The following is a 13,928-nucleotide window of genomic DNA, read 5'->3' as shown; positions in this document are numbered from 1 at the left end:
TATCAACTCTCTGGGATTTTTTCAAATTTCATAACTGTTGTCGCACTCAAATTAATATCAGACAGTAACAATCCGGCTGCAATAAACCCATACTCATAATTAACTGTGCAAATCAGATTTTTATAGGTATCATAATAATTATTTTTAGTTGTTTCAGTTTGCGGATTTGGTGTGATTATTATATCCCCTAATTCATCTCCTATCTCATCTGTACCGAAAGTAATCATATGAGTGTCAACATAATCAATAATAATATTTCTAATTTTATTTTCTGATATTCTTATTCCATCTTCTGATGATATCCCATACCTCGCCCCTTCCCGACTGGCGTTGGTAATAACTTGTTTATTGTAGAGGACCAGACCAAACTCTATGAGCCCAAACATAAGGATAAGCAAGAGAGGTAAAACAATAGCAAACTCAACCATGGCCACACCGCGTTGGCTGTCCATATTTCGTTTCTGATGGCATCGGCCATGGCGGATAAAAATCTTGCTGATATTCATTGTCGGTTTCTCCTGCCTCAGGCCGTTCTTCTGTAAGGTAAGGCTCACTGTTCAACCACCCTCCGACTACATTCCCAGCTCAGAGATGCCGCTCTGACCAACATCTCCTTCCTTGTCGAATGACTTCCTGTACTGCTGTATGGTCTTCATCGCGGCCTGGCCGTCCAGATCTTCCATCGCTTGATTTTCCACCGGTTCATGATTAATGATCTGCTTATATTTAGCCGACTCCACAGAACGACCGAAATTTTGTTCACTCCAATACTTTTGATCATATGCCTTTGCTGGGGCAGCCCATATTGCTATCAGTCCGATGCAGGCGATTGTTGCTATAATCAGGTGATTATTTTTCATGAAAGGCTCCCTTTCGCGTCATTTCGTGTGTTTCGCGGTCTATAAATTCCTTACTCCGGCAAGACATGACCGAACTCCCCGTCAAACCGGCCGAACATATCTGTATGTTTCGGCTTTCTGCCCTGCATGGCCCCCAGGATGTAGAACTCGGCATCGCTTGGCTCGCGGTAGAAGTCAGTGGGCAGGGTCTGGTCGGCCATGTCCAGAGGCTGAACCAGATGGGGGGTGGCAATTATCACCAGCTCGGTCTCTTTCTTCTGGTACGATTTGCTCTTGAACAGATTTCCAAGCACCGGAATGTCTCCGAGCCACGGCGTCTTCTCCAGCGAATCCTGAATATTGTTCTGCAGCAGCCCGGCGATGGCAAAGCTCTGACCGTCACTCAGCTCCACTGTGGTTGTCGCCCGCCTGGTGGTCAGTCCGGGCACCCGGATGCCGGCAAGCTCTATTCCAGAAGAATAATCCAGCTCGGACACTTCAGGGCTCATGGTCAGGTTGATCTTGTTTCCGGACAGGACCCGGGGAGTGAAGGCCAGATTCACTCCGAACTCCTTCCACTCAATATCAATCCCGTCATCACCCGAATCCTCCGGCACCGGAAACTCCCCGCCGGCCAGAAATTCTGCAGTCTGTCCGCTCAAGGCAATCAGGTTTGGTTCTGCAAGAACATGCACCAGGCCTTCAGCCTTTAATATGTCGATAACACCGGTCAGACTCTCCCGGCCTTCGGACAGAAAGAGCCGGCCCAGGAAACCGTCCAGACCGGTTTCACCAAAGTTCGATGCGCTGTATAAGGTCTGGCCCACAAAGTTGTCATGATCACCGGCAGTCACATACTGGAGATTAATCCCGAATTTATTGAACAGGCTCCTGCTCATCTCCGCCACCCGGACTTCCAGCATGACCTGATGCACGCCGCCCACCGCAACCAGGTTGGTGATCTTGTCTTCAGCCGCATAAGATGCGGCTACAGCCAAAATCTCGTCCAACACCTCCGCGCTGGACACCCGCCCGGCCAGGGTGATGGTCTCGTGGGCCGCGCTGACCCGGAGCTCCTGTTCTTCCGGGAACATGCTGTTCAGCTTCTGCTTCAGCCGGCTGAGGTCAAAGGACACATCCAAGGTGTACAAGGAGATGGTTTCCTTGTTGTGCCACACGTTCAAGGTCGTGGACCCGGCTCTGACTCCAGTGAGCACGATCTCCCGGGGAGAAAAGACATTTGCCTTGGCCACCTCCGGATTGGTCACATACACCCGGCTCACCCGCTGATCGCTGCGCAAAACCATGGTCCGCCCAGCCGTGAGCTCCAATGTCTCCGGTTCGCTGAGCATCTGCTGCAGCTTGCCTGCCGCCTGACCGGACCCGGCCAGGCTTAAGAGCAAGGCCATGCCAGCCAGCACAATGACCACCTGCGTAAATTTGAAGCAACGTACCGTATGATGTGCAGAAGATCCCATGGCCTGCTCCGTTACCGGTTATTCGTTATCTGTTATTCGTTCTCAGGGCCAAGGGCCGAGGTTAAGAAAGTCTGTTCGTCGTTATCCGTTATTCGTTCTTTGTGGGTTTCGTAGAAAAAAGAATTCCAGTTTGATGCATATCATTATAGGGGTATTGATAAAAGATTCTGAATCTGCGCCAATCAGCGCAATCAGCGGTTAAAAATTTCTTCATCTTTTTCTTCTCCCAAATGCGCCCTCAGCGGATAGAAATTCTCAACCACAGATCTCGCCCCAGTGAAATGGGATGAAATTTCACCCCGGTGTACTGAAAGAAGGTACACTGGGCAGGCGTAACAAGCACATCTTCGCTGATAAAAGATCCAAGTTCACAGAGCTCATCATTTGATCCTTGTCCCTTGTCCCTTGCCCCTTAAAACCTCTTCGTATCCCGGTTTTCCCCATTGATCACTTCCACTGTGTATGCCTGCCGGGGGGCTATCCGGCGGGGATTGGCCTTGGCCACCGGTTTGGGCTTGATGACTTTGAGCGAGTCCAATGTATCGGCAATATTTGCACCTTCAGTCAGTACAGTGTCCTGGTCCTTGATATTGCGCAGGGCGAACTGCAGCTTGCCCCTGGAAGAGGCCAGGGTCAGCTTTTCCGCTTCTTCCGGCTTTACTTTTAAGGTGTACACATCTACCGGCGAAGGTTCGCCATTTTTTCCTTCCTGAATCTGGGTTCCAGTGGCCAGCACCGGGATCTTCTCCAAAACCAGCTTGGTCACGTCCTCCTCAGAGTCCGGATCTTTCATGGTCACCAGGACATCCACCTGATTGCCCGGCCGAATGAACCCGGAAATTCCGGACACCTTGTTCCCGGGCACAGCGATGGCCCGCATCCCGCTCTCCAGAACCGCGGACACCCCACCGGAGGTGACATCCTCAGGCGCCAGCCGGCCTTCAGTGATCGGTTCATTGGCCGACAGCTGGGAGATGAGGATGCGTCCCACCAGGTCTTCGGTCGCGGAATGATACCCCGCCGGCAGACTGCCCTGCAGAAAGGACACTGTTTTGACCATCTCCTTGGTCAGCTCCGTGCCCCAGGCCAGGTCGGTGGTGGACACAACAACCGGGACAGTGGTTATTTTGTCATTCTCCATCTTCTCCGCATGCTGAGGAGTGCTCTGCTGCTGCATGTACTGGTAGATGAGCGCACTGCCGCCAACAGCAATTACCAGGGCCAGTACGACTGGGATGAGTGCCTTGAGCTTGCCCATGGTGGACCTCGTTTCCTTCAGTTATCGGTTATCTGTTATCTGTTATCTGCTCGTCGTGCATCGTAATTCGTTCTTCGTTCTTCTTTTATGAGATGTAAATCTTGTTGTGGTTTATTATAAGATACAGAAGTTAAATTGATTATCGCAATTATGCGCATAACTAATTAGATGTTTATCTTAGGCTCAACGAAGAACGAAGCACAAAGAACGAAGAACTCTTTCCATACTTCCCGCTCACCGCTTTGAGCTTTGAGCCTTGAGCATGACCCTCCCCTTCTTCCTTAGCCCTTGGCCCTCGTCCCTTGCTCCTCTCACCGCTTTCAGCTTTGAGCTTTCCGCTTTCAGCTTTCAGCTTTCAGCTTTCAGCTTTGAGCTTTCAGCTTTGAGCTTTCAGCTTTCAGCTTTTAGCTTTCCGCTTTCAGCTTTGAGCTTTCCGCTTTCAGCTTTGAGCTTTCCGCTTTCCGCTTTCAGCTCATCAAAATTGCACCAACTGCCCCGTCCCGGTCATATCCAAAACAATATACAGGATACTTCCAGCCGCGATGGCCACCCCGTAGCACAGCTTGACCTGCTGCTCCGGCCGTTGCGGCTTGTCGTAAATAAACTGCCTGGTGTAATACAAGGTGGTCAGCGTATTCCCCAATCTCTTGGGAAAATCCCCGGCCCGTCCGATGAGCATGAGAATCAGGGCATAAACCCCTCCGGCAATGGCCGAATACAAAAAAGCCACAATCACCCCTGATGGTCCCAGGGCTGCCCCTACAGCGCCCATAAGCTTGACGTCACCGGCTGCCATGCCGCCTAAAATATAGGGAATAAGCAGAAAGGACATACCTAGAGCTATCCCCAAAAAACACAACATTATGCCATAAGTTCCATGTAAAACAATCATACTTATCAATGAAATTGAAATTAACAAAATTACAATGATGTTTGGTATTCTATAATAAATATAATCAAATATCGATATAATTATCATTATAACAATATATAATATATGAATAATCAAAACCATAATTTTATACTATCTATTAATCATTTAATTTTTAAATATATTATTTATAGTGATGACGATCTAATTATTATTTTTATTAATCAGATCATCATCACTAATAATTTTTTATACTTTATTATTGACTTTCAGTTGTCGTTGCTCCGGAAATTTCACTTTCAACTGAAGTGAATAATGAATTTATTGCATCTCCAGTGCTGCCAATAATAACAACAGCGGCAATGGATATAAGTGCCGCAATAAGAGTGTACTCAATCATGGTCACCCCTTCCTCATCATTCCAAAATCTCTTCAGTGCGTTCATCATGGCTCTTCTCCTTTCTGGTTTTGAAATGAAACATGAACACAATAAAAACCTTATCCGCACATGCCTCTCACAATCATTCTCAGGCTGAACTGAGTGCAATCCCGACACTTGCCTCCCAGCCCAATGATTGGCAGCCTGACACTTGTCTTGCAAAATATGGGCACACTTGACAGGCTTAAAGCCACATTTTTGACTCGATCGCTGAAAATATTGGCTTTATTTTTTCATTTTGGGTCATAGAAGATCTGGAGGTTGGGAACTTCGGCCCTGTGCACCCCGCGGGTTGGATACATGCCGGCCCAGGCCACGTCTGGGACCCGGGGCTTTTTGGGATGCGACCCGCTAGAAGAGGACATGTATGTAGGGCCCTTATGTGGCGGGAAGTTGCCTCCACTCCTGGAATGACACCCCCAGGCTGCACACCGGCATGCATTTTTGTGCATACATGTCAATTTCCTTTCACCCTGCATGGTGTGAAATCTGATGCATACGAGATGTTTCTTGACTCCAGGCAAAACCAAGGACCGTCCGGAGCCAATGCCATGGCATGCCCGGACAGTGCTCTGGGTGGGAGCCTGTCTGGACCGCTCTGCGGTCTCTTGCGGACGCTGGAGCATCCTGAAGAGTTCCCACGCAGAGCGTGGGAACAATCAACGATAAATCCGCTGAAAAACAGCTCCGGGTCCACGAATCACCCTGTATCCTGACCCTGAAACCGCAGCTGATCTCCATCCCCGTCCCCCCTTGAGGGGGGATTGGGGGGTGTATGCCTTATCGGATCGCTTCCGATTGCTGGGGCATAAGAAGAAACACCCCCCTTGGATTCCCCCCTCAAGGGGGGACGTAAGCCGCTGATCTCGAGCACCTTATCGCTCCCACGCTCTGCGTGGGAGCCTGTCCGGACCGCTCTGCGGTCTCTTGCGGACGCTGGAGCATCCTGAAGAGTTCCCACGCAGAACGTGGGAACTCTAAGATAAAAGAAACAGGATGAGAGATTCTTCGCTCGCAGACTCGCTCAGAATGACAGGAAGAAAGAATGGCGGCCCGCTGACAGATGACAGACGGCAGAGGATAGACGACAGAAAAATCAAGAGGCAGGAGGATTGCAATCAGATAAGGATACCGCCAGAACACCCTTGAACAACGGGGGGACGGGTCATGTTCCACCAATACTTTGATCCCTTGGAGTACCTGGAGCGCGTGCTGCAACTGCGGGTTTCAGTTCGTCAGGACCGGGTCCAGGTCTCCGGGCTAAGCAGCCTCAGCCCATATATGCGCACGTGGGCCACAACAATTGTGCAGCGCTATGAAGGGGTGATCAAAATCCAGGTGGCCAATGACCGGATGTCGGTCTCCACCCTTATTGTCCAGGGCAAGATTGTGGAACGCTGAAGAAGAAGGGGCGAGAATAGAAATGCTGCTAACCTGTGCACCGCCCAAACGCAGGCATGCTTTGGCTCCAGGGATTCTTCGCTCCCGGACTCGCTCAGAATGACAACAAGGAAAAAACGCGGACCGATGACAAAAGGAAGGATGGAGGCCGGAGGTCCTGATGATCCCCTCCTGTCATCCTGAAGGAGCGCAGGGACTGAAGAATCTATTGCAAGGATTTTCAGTCTCACTCACTGACCTGCCCGTCATTGCGAGCACCTGAAAGGTGGGTGGCAATCTCATCCTACCATCCGAGATTACATGTCTTCGCTGGCAACGCAAATTGAGAACCGCTCAGCTCAAACGAAACAAAAGCCTGAATGCATTTTCAGATCACCAGAAAAGCATCCAGGCTTTTTCACCTTTGTGCAGCAGAAGATCATCACAGCTACTGTGCCTTTTCCAGCTCCTGCCTTTTCTTGGCTACCTCCTCCATGATAATCCCTTCTATCCGTCCGGACTTGGATTTGCCGTTGACCACCAAGGAAACTGCGGCCGGCGAGACCTTGGCCATCTTGGCGATAGACTTCTGCTTGATGCCGTATTCTTTCATCAATTCACTCAGATTTTTTTGCTCATTGCTCATGATTATCTCCTTCATCGTTTTTCTTAAAAAATATCATACGAACATAATTACTGTCAAATTTATCCACATTATTGTGGTGAAAAAATGCGTATCTTCTTATTTTCATCAATAAATCCAACAGAAGACGATTAATCCTGATTCACTCATTTCGATTGTACCCATAAGCACTCACAAAGCAGGGATTTTGAAATAAAAGCACTGAAATCATCGTATATTTGCAGGCTTGACCCGGGTCTGATCGGGATATCTCTTTCATTTGGCTCTTCAACATTGGTCTTGGATTTTTCCTTGACAGCAGATCAAATTTCACATATTCAGGTCCTCGTTGTTCGGGGCCACTAGCTCAACTGGCAGAGCAGCGGACTCTTAATCCGAAGGTTCAAGGTTCGATTCCTTGGTGGCCCATTAAAAAGGGAGTGAGGTTTTCCCCTCACTCCCTTTTTTTATGCCCTTTCCGTCCCATCCTGATGACGACCACCTTTCCGGCCCAGGGGGTAAAACTGCGGCCAGGGGGTCAGTTCTCTTTACCTGATCGCTTACGGTTGCTGGGGCAAAAGAAGAAACACCCCCTTGCCCCCTCGATTCAGAAGACAGAAGTCAGAAAACAGAAGATGGGAAAGGGAAAAAGAAACACCCCCCTTGCCCCCCTCAAGGGGGACGTGAGCCGCTGGTCTCGGGCACTTTATCGCTCCCACGCTCTGCGTGGGAGCCTGTCTGGACCGCTCTGCGGTCTCTTGCGGACGCTGGAGCATCCTGTAGAGTTCCCACGCAGAGCATGGGAACGATCAGATAGAACAATCCGCTGAAAAACAGCTCCGGGTCCACGGATCCCCCGGTATTATGATTCTGAAACCGCAGCTGATCTCCATCCCCGTCCCCCCTTGAGGGGGGATTGGGGGGTGTATGCCTTATCGGATCGCTTACGACCGCTGTGACAAAAGAAAAGCACCCCCCTTGGATTCCCCCCTCAAGGGGGGACGTGATCCGGTGGTCTCGGGCACCATATTGCTCCCACGCTCTGCGTGGGAGCCTGTCTGGACCGCTCTGCGGTCTTTTGCGGACGCTGGAGCGTCCTGTAGAGTTCCCACGCAGAGCGTGGGAACGATAAATAAAAGAAGACGCCCAGGTTGGTCCTATACAGATGTGCCGGGAAATGTGAACAATTTGTGCATTGGCCACATTTGAAATATCATCAAAGTCCTCCATGGACGGGCAGGGATCCCCCTTTGGCGGGGCTTAGAAAATACCGGGCCGAAAGTGGGCTCACAAAAGAGATGGCAAACTCCAAAAACCCACTGGCTACGTCAAGGAACCCAAAATGATCAAACACCCGGGAATAAGCCTTCAGCGCCTCGCTGGGCAAGGCACCCGGAACGAATACTGATGATGCATCTGCAACCTTCAACCGGAGCGCATACAATGACCTCCGGCAAAAAATTCGTGCTCATCCTGACCGCAATCTCGGCCCTGATTGCCGCTTTCATTCTATTGCAGCAAGGCCAGGCGCCCATAGAAGCCCTGTACGCTTTTTTGCGCCACGACATCCACCCCGGTCTGTATATTCTGCTCATGGTTTTTCTTCCGGTTTTCGGTTTTCCCATGAGCCCCTTTCTTGTCCTCTCCGGGATCAAGTTCGGTACAGCATGGGGCCTGGGGATCAGCCTGCTGATCATGCCCGTGCATCTGGTAATGTGCTACCTGATCAGCAAGACGTTTTTCCGCAGCATGATCCTAATGATCATGCACAGCAGGGGACACAATCCGCCAGGCTTCCTGACCGCCAGGCCGGGAAAGCTCATGTTTCTTTTCCTCATACTCCCGGGTCCCCCATATGTAATGAAGAACTACATCCTGGCTTTGACCGGCCTGCCTTTCCTGTCATATATTGGTCTGTCCTGGGTGGTGCAGGGAGCCCTGGCCATGCCGGTGGTGGTTCTGGGCGGCGCGGCCTCTCAGCAGCGCTGGGGACTTTTCACTGCGGTGCTGATCCTGCTGATCCTCGGCTCCATGGGCATGCACTGGTACAGGAAAAGAGTCAAAAACACGTAAGCAGGCAGGAGAACATATGAGTGTCATAGCCGAGCTGTCCATTTTCCCCCTGGACAAGGGAGTAAGCCTGAGCCCCTACGTGGCCCGGGCGGTCAGCATTGTGCAGCAAAGCGGCCTGTCCCACGATTTCGGGCCCATGGGCACCTGCATCGAAGGGGAATGGGATGAGGTCATGCAGGTTGTTTCCAGCTGCTTTAAGGACCTGGCCCAGGACTGCTCCCGAATATCCATGAGCCTGAAAGTGGATTATGTCCAGGACAGGACCGGACGGCTGCAAAGCAAGATCGCATCTGTGCAGGAGAAGCTGACATGACCTTTATCGATCAAAATGTGCTGGCGGAGATAAACCCGAACAGCTTCGGGCCGCAGAACCTGACTGAAGAGCTCGGATTTCTTCCCGAGATATTTCCCTTTTTAAAAGACAAGGAAGAGCTTTTGGGCCGGACCCGGCCGGCGCTCACCTTTGTTGTCGCGGCAAGCGTCCGGGCCTTTCGCAAGCGCTGCGGACAACCGGCCAGAAGCCTGCCCGCCGGATTCATGGACCGGATCTGGGAGCGATGGTCCCAGGGAGAACACGAGGATCGGATCGTGGACCTTCTGGAAGCCCTGGAGCCCCATCTGTGGTCCTACTTTCTGCACATGGCCCAATCCGCGGTAGAGAACGAGGACTGGTCCCAGCAGGATGTGGCCGTAGCCAGCCTGGTGTATGCCACAATCCTCTTTACCTGCATCTTCCAGTTCTGGCCCGAGGACTATGTCCCGGAGCTGGAGCAAGCCCTGCGGGACCATGGAATGAGTGCAGCTGTTTGGACTGTTTGAAATCGTGCAATTGCGGGTCATCTTCAAGATATCGGTCTAAGCGGCTCTTCGACACAGAAAGTGGAATTGCATATATAAGAGTTTGCCGTCTCTTCTGTGTGCCGTGAGCGGCAGGCCCGCACATTTTCTTGGTCCCGCCAAAAGGGGGAAACCAGGCACTCACATGCATGATATGCTCAGTCCATCTGAAAGCAATGTCCATCATGTGAGTGCCTGGAGGGGGCAGGGATCCCCCTTTGGCGGGACTTAGAAAATACCGGGCCGAAAGTGGGCACACAGAAGAGATGGCAAACTCCAAAAATCCACAGGCTACGTCGAAGAACCGGTCTAAGCTTGAACGTATCACCCAGGAGGCATGGATCATGTCCAGAACAGCCTCCATTTCGGAGCAGGGACGACGGCGGAGCATGGAAGACGCCCATGTCCTGCTCCCGGACTTCGGTGCTTTCGGCTGGGTGCTGGGCGCTGTCTTCGACGGACACCGCGGATCCCGGGCAGCTGCGTACGCCGCGGGCCGTTTTCCGCAGCTGGTCCACCAGACCCTGGATTCCGGACAGGACGGGGGGAACGCCCTGGTCTTCACCCTGGAACACCTGGGGCAGGACTTGCTGACCGAACCCTCCGGATCAACCGCGGCCGCTTTTTTGCTTCAGGACAAGGAGCTGGCGGCAGCCAATGTGGGCGACGCCCGGGTTGTGCTGATTCAAGACACAACCCCACGGCAGCTGACCCGCGATCACAGGGTGGACGATCCCGATGAGCGCCGCCGGATCCTTGAGGCGGGAGGAATCATCGAGGGAAGATATGTCATGCACGGCCTCTCCGGCCTTGAACCGACCCGGTCTCTTGGCGATGCCGGGTTTCATGAGGCGGGTGTGACCTTCAGCCCGTTTGTGCAGTCCGTTGCCCGGACCCCGGAGGATGAGTGGCTGATCGCGGCCTGCGACGGGCTGTTCGACTTTATGAGCAACCAGGACGTGGCCGAAGTAGTCCAGGGTGCCGCAGACGCAGATGAGGCCGTGGAACGACTCAGACACGAGGTCCTGGACATCCGGCAAGGTACGGACAATCTGACCGTTCTTGTCGTGGATCTGCGGCACTCTTTTTGGACAATGTCAGGGAGAAGCCTCAATGCCTCTTGACCTTCTTGAAATCCAGAGAATCATCCGCCACCATTGGGATGAGCTCTCCCAAAACTACTGCGTTGCGACCATTGCGATCTTCGGCTCCTATGTCCGTGGAGAAGCCCGGCAAAAAAGTGATGTTGATATACTGGTCGAGTTCAACCGAACTCCAGGATTTTTTAAATTCATGGAACTCGAAGAACGTCTTGGTGAGCTGCTTGAAGCGAGAGTTGAGCTGGTAACCAAAGCAGCTCTTAAGCCCCATATTGGACAGCACATCCTCAACGAAGCAGAAATGGTATGATCCGAGATTATCGAGACTATTTGCAGGACATACTGACTTCGATCGAAGAATCGCTTGAATTTACTGAAGGGATGACATTCGATGCTTTCTCCCAAGATCGAAAAACAATCAATGCAGTAGTCCGCAGCTTGGAAGTTTTAGGTGAAGCTACTAAACGTATCCCTGAGAATCTCCGTTCTCAGGCCCCATCCATTCCTTGGAAATATATGGCTGGAATGCGGGACAACCCTCATCCACGAATACTTCGGAGTGGATCTTGGCATCGTGTGGGCGGTAATTCAGGATGAATTACCGCCTCTGCAGGACGAAATCAAAAAACTCATGGATCAGTTAACAAAACAATCTCCTTGAGGTAAAAGACGGGGTCCCGTTCGGAACGGGACCCGGTCTTTTACTGGTACATCTTGCGGATGTCCTTTTTGCTGATCTTGCCCACGCTGGTCTTGGGGATGGAATCCACAATATCGATCCGGCCGGGAACGCCGTACTTGGGCAGACTGCCCTTGTCCACAAAGGATTGATAAAAGGCCCTGAGATCCTCTTCGCCGATCTGGTCCCGGTACTCCGGCCTGAGAACCACCATAGCCGCCGGTCGTTCCCCCCACTTCTCGTCCGGAACTGCGATCACCGCAGCCTCGCTGACAGCCTCGTGCTGGCTGATGATGTCCTCCAGCTCCAGGGAGGAAATCCACTCTCCTCCGGTCTTGATCACGTCCTTGACCCGGTCGGTTATCTGCAGATAGCCCTCAGTATCTATGTATCCCACATCGCCGGTGTGCATCCAGCCGTCCTGCCACAGGGCCTCGCTCTTTTCCGGATCGTTGAGATAGCTTTGAGTCAGCCAGGGGCTGCGGACCACCACTTCTCCGGTGCTCTTCCCGTCGTGCGGCTGGGGAAACCCCATGGGATCCACCACTTCCAACCGGACGTTGGGAATGGGCAGCCCGGTTCGGCAGCGGACGGTCACCTGCTCCTCCTCGCTGAGATCCCACATGTTCGGCTTGAGCAGTGCCGCGGTCAGCACCGGACAGGTCTCGGACATGCCATAGGCTGTGGTTACGTTGATGCCATGCTTCAGGGCCGCCTTGCACAGCCCCTTGGGCAAGGCGGATCCCCCGATGACCACCTTCCATTTGGACAGATCCAGAGATTTGATTGCCTCGCTGGTAACCAGCATATGCAGAATGGTGGGCACACAATGGGAAAAGGTTACCCCTTCCCCGGTGATGAGCTTGAGGATCATTTCCGGATCGTACCGCCCGGGATAGACCTGTCTAAGGCCCATCATGGTGGCGAAATAGGGCATGCCCCAGGCATGAACGTGAAACATGGGGGTCAAGGGCATGTACACATCCTGGATATCCACCTTGAACCCCGGGAAGGTCCCCAGGGCGGACAAAATGCCGTAGGTATGCAGAACCAGCTGACGGTGGCTGAAGTTGACCCCCTTGGGCAGGCCGGTTGTTCCAGTGGTGTAGAACAGCGTGGCCATGGCGTTTTCGTCGAAATCCGGAAACTCGTATTCCGCAGGGGCCTGGTCCACCAGCTGATCGTAATCGCCGGCCAGATTCAAGCCTGTTTGCGGACTCTCGGGCTGATCATTGATCACAATGATCTTTTTCACCGTTTCCAGCTGATCCTTGATCGGCTCCAAGAGGGGCAGGAACTCGGCATTGACCAGGATGACGTCGTCCTGGGCGTGGTTGATGGTATACAGGAGCTGCTCCGGGGAAAGGCGGATGTTGACCGTGTGCAGCACAGCCCCCATCATGGGCACCCCGAAAAAGCACTCCAGGTAGCGATGGCTGTCCCAGTCCATAACCGCGACCACATCCCCCTGCTTGACGCCCTGGGACTCCAGCATATTCGCCAGTCTGTGCACCCGGGTGAAAAAATCCCGGTAGGTATATCGATGCTGATCGCGGAACACGATCTCCTGATCCGGAAAATAGATCTGAGCCGGCTGAATAAGATTTTTTATCAAGAGGGGAAACGAATACGCGGACGGGGTGGGCTGAACCAGACGGACTCCCATTTATGCTCCTCCTTACCACTATGTTCACAGCACGTGCGCTTTGCTGCCTTCTCCAACCTGTCCCTTGCAGTCCGTTTACCGGACAGAAGGTTATAGGCCAGAAGTGTAGATTTGGGCAGGGATTGTGTCAAGAAAGGAAAGGAAAATGCAGGCGCTTTGCCGGATGATGAGATAGGGAACTGCGACAGGTAAAAAAAGCCCTGTCCAAAGCTGGACAGGGCCTATATTTTGGCTCCCCGGGACGGACTTGAACCGCCAATCACGCTTCCAGCGTGATTAACAGCCACCTGCCCTGTCGATTGAGCTACCGGGCTTACGAACCCTGAAGGAAACGGGCTATGCCCCGTTTTTTGATTCTGCGCTCAAGAATCATTGCTTCCGACCTGGTTGCGCACTCCACAGTATGGACAAGATGCCAGGGTCCTTTGAAGCGCTTAGTTGTCTGTGAACCGGCATCCTCAGGATCATTATGTTCTGATAGCCGCTTTTCAAGATTCGCGGTCTGGCCACAGTAGTATCGACCCGTCGATTCACTTTGCAGGATATAAACCTGAAAACTCATAAACAAGAAAGCCCCGTCCAGAGCTGGACAGGGCCTATATATTGGCTCCCCGGGACGGACTTGAACCGCCAACCTAGTGGTTAACAGCCACCCGCTCTGCCGATTGAGCTACCGGGGAACATTC

Annotated in this window: 17 protein-coding genes and 2 tRNA genes; 9 read left to right on the top strand and 10 right to left on the bottom strand. The window is 52.3% G+C overall.

Features of this window, described 5'->3' with window-relative positions; genetic code table 11:
• Positions 1 to 2: 2 nt before the first annotated feature.
• The 6 genes from N902_RS18160 to N902_RS0114395 all read right to left on the bottom strand — a co-directional run bounded on the left by N902_RS18160 (position 3) and on the right by N902_RS0114395 (position 4,894).
• Positions 3 to 506: a TadE/TadG family type IV pilus assembly protein gene (locus N902_RS18160; RefSeq protein ID WP_051564630.1), complete on the bottom strand. Its 504-nt coding sequence runs from the start codon at positions 504 to 506 to the stop codon at positions 3 to 5.
• A 66-nt stretch (positions 507 to 572) separates the two neighbouring features.
• Complete coding sequence (locus tag N902_RS0114415; protein WP_027371474.1) at positions 573 to 860, bottom strand: hypothetical protein; 288 nt, start codon at positions 858 to 860, stop codon at positions 573 to 575.
• A 50-nt stretch (positions 861 to 910) separates the two neighbouring features.
• On the bottom strand, positions 911 to 2,317 hold the full coding sequence (locus N902_RS18155; RefSeq protein WP_051564629.1) for a type II and III secretion system protein family protein: 1,407 nt from the start codon (positions 2,315 to 2,317) through the stop codon (positions 911 to 913).
• A 412-nt stretch (positions 2,318 to 2,729) separates the two neighbouring features.
• Positions 2,730 to 3,575 (bottom strand): Flp pilus assembly protein CpaB, encoded by an 846-nt coding sequence (cpaB, locus tag N902_RS0114405; RefSeq protein WP_027371473.1) that lies wholly within the window; start codon positions 3,573 to 3,575, stop codon positions 2,730 to 2,732.
• A gap of 475 nt (positions 3,576 to 4,050) precedes the next feature.
• Positions 4,051 to 4,590: an A24 family peptidase gene (locus tag N902_RS18945; RefSeq protein WP_084288465.1), complete on the bottom strand. Its 540-nt coding sequence runs from the start codon at positions 4,588 to 4,590 to the stop codon at positions 4,051 to 4,053.
• Between the two features lie 115 nt (positions 4,591 to 4,705).
• Positions 4,706 to 4,894, bottom strand: coding sequence for a Flp family type IVb pilin (locus N902_RS0114395; protein ID WP_027371472.1), 189 nt, complete (start codon positions 4,892 to 4,894; stop codon positions 4,706 to 4,708).
• Positions 4,895 to 6,052: 1,158 nt separating this feature from the next.
• Between N902_RS0114395 and N902_RS0114390 the strand changes: the two genes are divergently transcribed.
• Positions 6,053 to 6,286 (top strand): hypothetical protein, encoded by a 234-nt coding sequence (locus N902_RS0114390; protein ID WP_027371471.1) that lies wholly within the window; start codon positions 6,053 to 6,055, stop codon positions 6,284 to 6,286.
• Positions 6,287 to 6,713: 427 nt separating this feature from the next.
• Here N902_RS0114390 and N902_RS0114385 read toward each other — a convergent pair whose 3' ends face one another.
• Positions 6,714 to 6,911: a helix-turn-helix domain-containing protein gene (locus N902_RS0114385; protein ID WP_027371470.1), complete on the bottom strand. Its 198-nt coding sequence runs from the start codon at positions 6,909 to 6,911 to the stop codon at positions 6,714 to 6,716.
• A gap of 332 nt (positions 6,912 to 7,243) precedes the next feature.
• Between N902_RS0114385 and N902_RS0114380 the strand changes: the two genes are divergently transcribed.
• The 8 genes from N902_RS0114380 to N902_RS20720 all read left to right on the top strand — a co-directional run bounded on the left by N902_RS0114380 (position 7,244) and on the right by N902_RS20720 (position 11,558).
• A tRNA-Lys gene (locus tag N902_RS0114380) sits at positions 7,244 to 7,316 on the top strand.
• 978 nt (positions 7,317 to 8,294) lie between these two features.
• Positions 8,295 to 8,960 carry a TVP38/TMEM64 family protein gene (locus N902_RS0114375; protein ID WP_153304251.1) on the top strand — a complete coding sequence of 222 codons (666 nt, stop codon included), beginning with the start codon at positions 8,295 to 8,297 and terminating at the stop codon, positions 8,958 to 8,960.
• Between the two features lie 16 nt (positions 8,961 to 8,976).
• Positions 8,977 to 9,273, top strand: coding sequence for an MTH1187 family thiamine-binding protein (locus tag N902_RS0114370; protein ID WP_027371468.1), 297 nt, complete (start codon positions 8,977 to 8,979; stop codon positions 9,271 to 9,273).
• The gene (locus N902_RS0114365) at positions 9,270 to 9,779 is read left to right on the top strand and encodes a hypothetical protein (protein WP_027371467.1); all 510 of its coding nucleotides are present in this window, start codon (positions 9,270 to 9,272) and stop codon (positions 9,777 to 9,779) included. The genes N902_RS0114370 and N902_RS0114365 overlap by 4 nt, the downstream gene beginning before the upstream one ends.
• Before the next feature lie 362 nt (positions 9,780 to 10,141).
• Positions 10,142 to 10,921 carry a PP2C family serine/threonine-protein phosphatase gene (locus N902_RS0114360; RefSeq protein WP_027371466.1) on the top strand — a complete coding sequence of 260 codons (780 nt, stop codon included), beginning with the start codon at positions 10,142 to 10,144 and terminating at the stop codon, positions 10,919 to 10,921.
• Positions 10,911 to 11,207 (top strand): nucleotidyltransferase family protein, encoded by a 297-nt coding sequence (locus tag N902_RS0114355; RefSeq protein WP_027371465.1) that lies wholly within the window; start codon positions 10,911 to 10,913, stop codon positions 11,205 to 11,207. The genes N902_RS0114360 and N902_RS0114355 overlap by 11 nt, the downstream gene beginning before the upstream one ends.
• On the top strand, positions 11,204 to 11,494 hold the full coding sequence (locus N902_RS19540) for a HepT-like ribonuclease domain-containing protein (protein ID WP_208596341.1): 291 nt from the start codon (positions 11,204 to 11,206) through the stop codon (positions 11,492 to 11,494). Before N902_RS0114355 ends, N902_RS19540 begins: the two co-directional genes overlap by 4 nt.
• Positions 11,457 to 11,558: a ribonuclease HepT family protein gene (locus N902_RS20720; RefSeq protein ID WP_208596340.1), complete on the top strand. Its 102-nt coding sequence runs from the start codon at positions 11,457 to 11,459 to the stop codon at positions 11,556 to 11,558. Before N902_RS19540 ends, N902_RS20720 begins: the two co-directional genes overlap by 38 nt.
• A gap of 40 nt (positions 11,559 to 11,598) precedes the next feature.
• Here N902_RS20720 and N902_RS0114350 read toward each other — a convergent pair whose 3' ends face one another.
• The 3 genes from N902_RS0114350 to N902_RS0114345 all read right to left on the bottom strand — a co-directional run bounded on the left by N902_RS0114350 (position 11,599) and on the right by N902_RS0114345 (position 13,922).
• Positions 11,599 to 13,242, bottom strand: coding sequence for a fatty acid--CoA ligase (locus N902_RS0114350; protein WP_027371464.1), 1,644 nt, complete (start codon positions 13,240 to 13,242; stop codon positions 11,599 to 11,601).
• 313 nt (positions 13,243 to 13,555) lie between these two features.
• Entirely contained in the window at positions 13,556 to 13,804 is a 249-nt protein-coding gene (locus tag N902_RS20715; protein WP_084288461.1) for a GIY-YIG nuclease family protein, read from the bottom strand.
• 42 nt (positions 13,805 to 13,846) lie between these two features.
• A tRNA-Asn gene (locus tag N902_RS0114345) sits at positions 13,847 to 13,922 on the bottom strand.
• Between the last annotated feature and the right edge of the window lie 6 nt (positions 13,923 to 13,928).

The organism is Desulfovermiculus halophilus DSM 18834 (genome assembly GCF_000620765.1).
Taxonomy (GTDB): domain Bacteria; phylum Desulfobacterota; class Desulfovibrionia; order Desulfovibrionales; family Desulfothermaceae; genus Desulfovermiculus; species Desulfovermiculus halophilus.
This window is presented reverse-complemented; position numbering and strand designations above follow the sequence as displayed.

What these genes read in the sequence shown, in the direction of transcription:
- N902_RS18160 (WP_051564630.1), bottom strand. Translation starts at nt 506, where the DNA reads ATGAATATCAGCAAGATTTTTATCCGCCATGGCCGATGCCATCAGAAA.
- N902_RS18155 (WP_051564629.1), bottom strand. Translation starts at nt 2,317, where the DNA reads ATGGGATCTTCTGCACATCATACGGTACGTTGCTTCAAATTTACGCAG.
- N902_RS0114365 (WP_027371467.1), top strand. Translation starts at nt 9,270, where the DNA reads ATGACCTTTATCGATCAAAATGTGCTGGCGGAGATAAACCCGAACAGC.
- cpaB (WP_027371473.1), bottom strand. Translation starts at nt 3,575, where the DNA reads ATGGGCAAGCTCAAGGCACTCATCCCAGTCGTACTGGCCCTGGTAATT.
- N902_RS0114390 (WP_027371471.1), top strand. Translation starts at nt 6,053, where the DNA reads ATGTTCCACCAATACTTTGATCCCTTGGAGTACCTGGAGCGCGTGCTG.
- N902_RS0114395 (WP_027371472.1), bottom strand. Translation starts at nt 4,894, where the DNA reads ATGATGAACGCACTGAAGAGATTTTGGAATGATGAGGAAGGGGTGACC.
- N902_RS19540 (WP_208596341.1), top strand. Translation starts at nt 11,204, where the DNA reads ATGATCCGAGATTATCGAGACTATTTGCAGGACATACTGACTTCGATC.
- N902_RS18945 (WP_084288465.1), bottom strand. Translation starts at nt 4,590, where the DNA reads ATGGTTTTGATTATTCATATATTATATATTGTTATAATGATAATTATA.
- N902_RS20715 (WP_084288461.1), bottom strand. Translation starts at nt 13,804, where the DNA reads ATGAGTTTTCAGGTTTATATCCTGCAAAGTGAATCGACGGGTCGATAC.
- N902_RS0114415 (WP_027371474.1), bottom strand. Translation starts at nt 860, where the DNA reads ATGAAAAATAATCACCTGATTATAGCAACAATCGCCTGCATCGGACTG.
- N902_RS0114360 (WP_027371466.1), top strand. Translation starts at nt 10,142, where the DNA reads ATGTCCAGAACAGCCTCCATTTCGGAGCAGGGACGACGGCGGAGCATG.
- N902_RS0114350 (WP_027371464.1), bottom strand. Translation starts at nt 13,242, where the DNA reads ATGGGAGTCCGTCTGGTTCAGCCCACCCCGTCCGCGTATTCGTTTCCC.
- N902_RS0114370 (WP_027371468.1), top strand. Translation starts at nt 8,977, where the DNA reads ATGAGTGTCATAGCCGAGCTGTCCATTTTCCCCCTGGACAAGGGAGTA.
- N902_RS0114355 (WP_027371465.1), top strand. Translation starts at nt 10,911, where the DNA reads ATGCCTCTTGACCTTCTTGAAATCCAGAGAATCATCCGCCACCATTGG.
- N902_RS0114375 (WP_153304251.1), top strand. Translation starts at nt 8,295, where the DNA reads ATGATGCATCTGCAACCTTCAACCGGAGCGCATACAATGACCTCCGGC.
- N902_RS0114385 (WP_027371470.1), bottom strand. Translation starts at nt 6,911, where the DNA reads ATGAGCAATGAGCAAAAAAATCTGAGTGAATTGATGAAAGAATACGGC.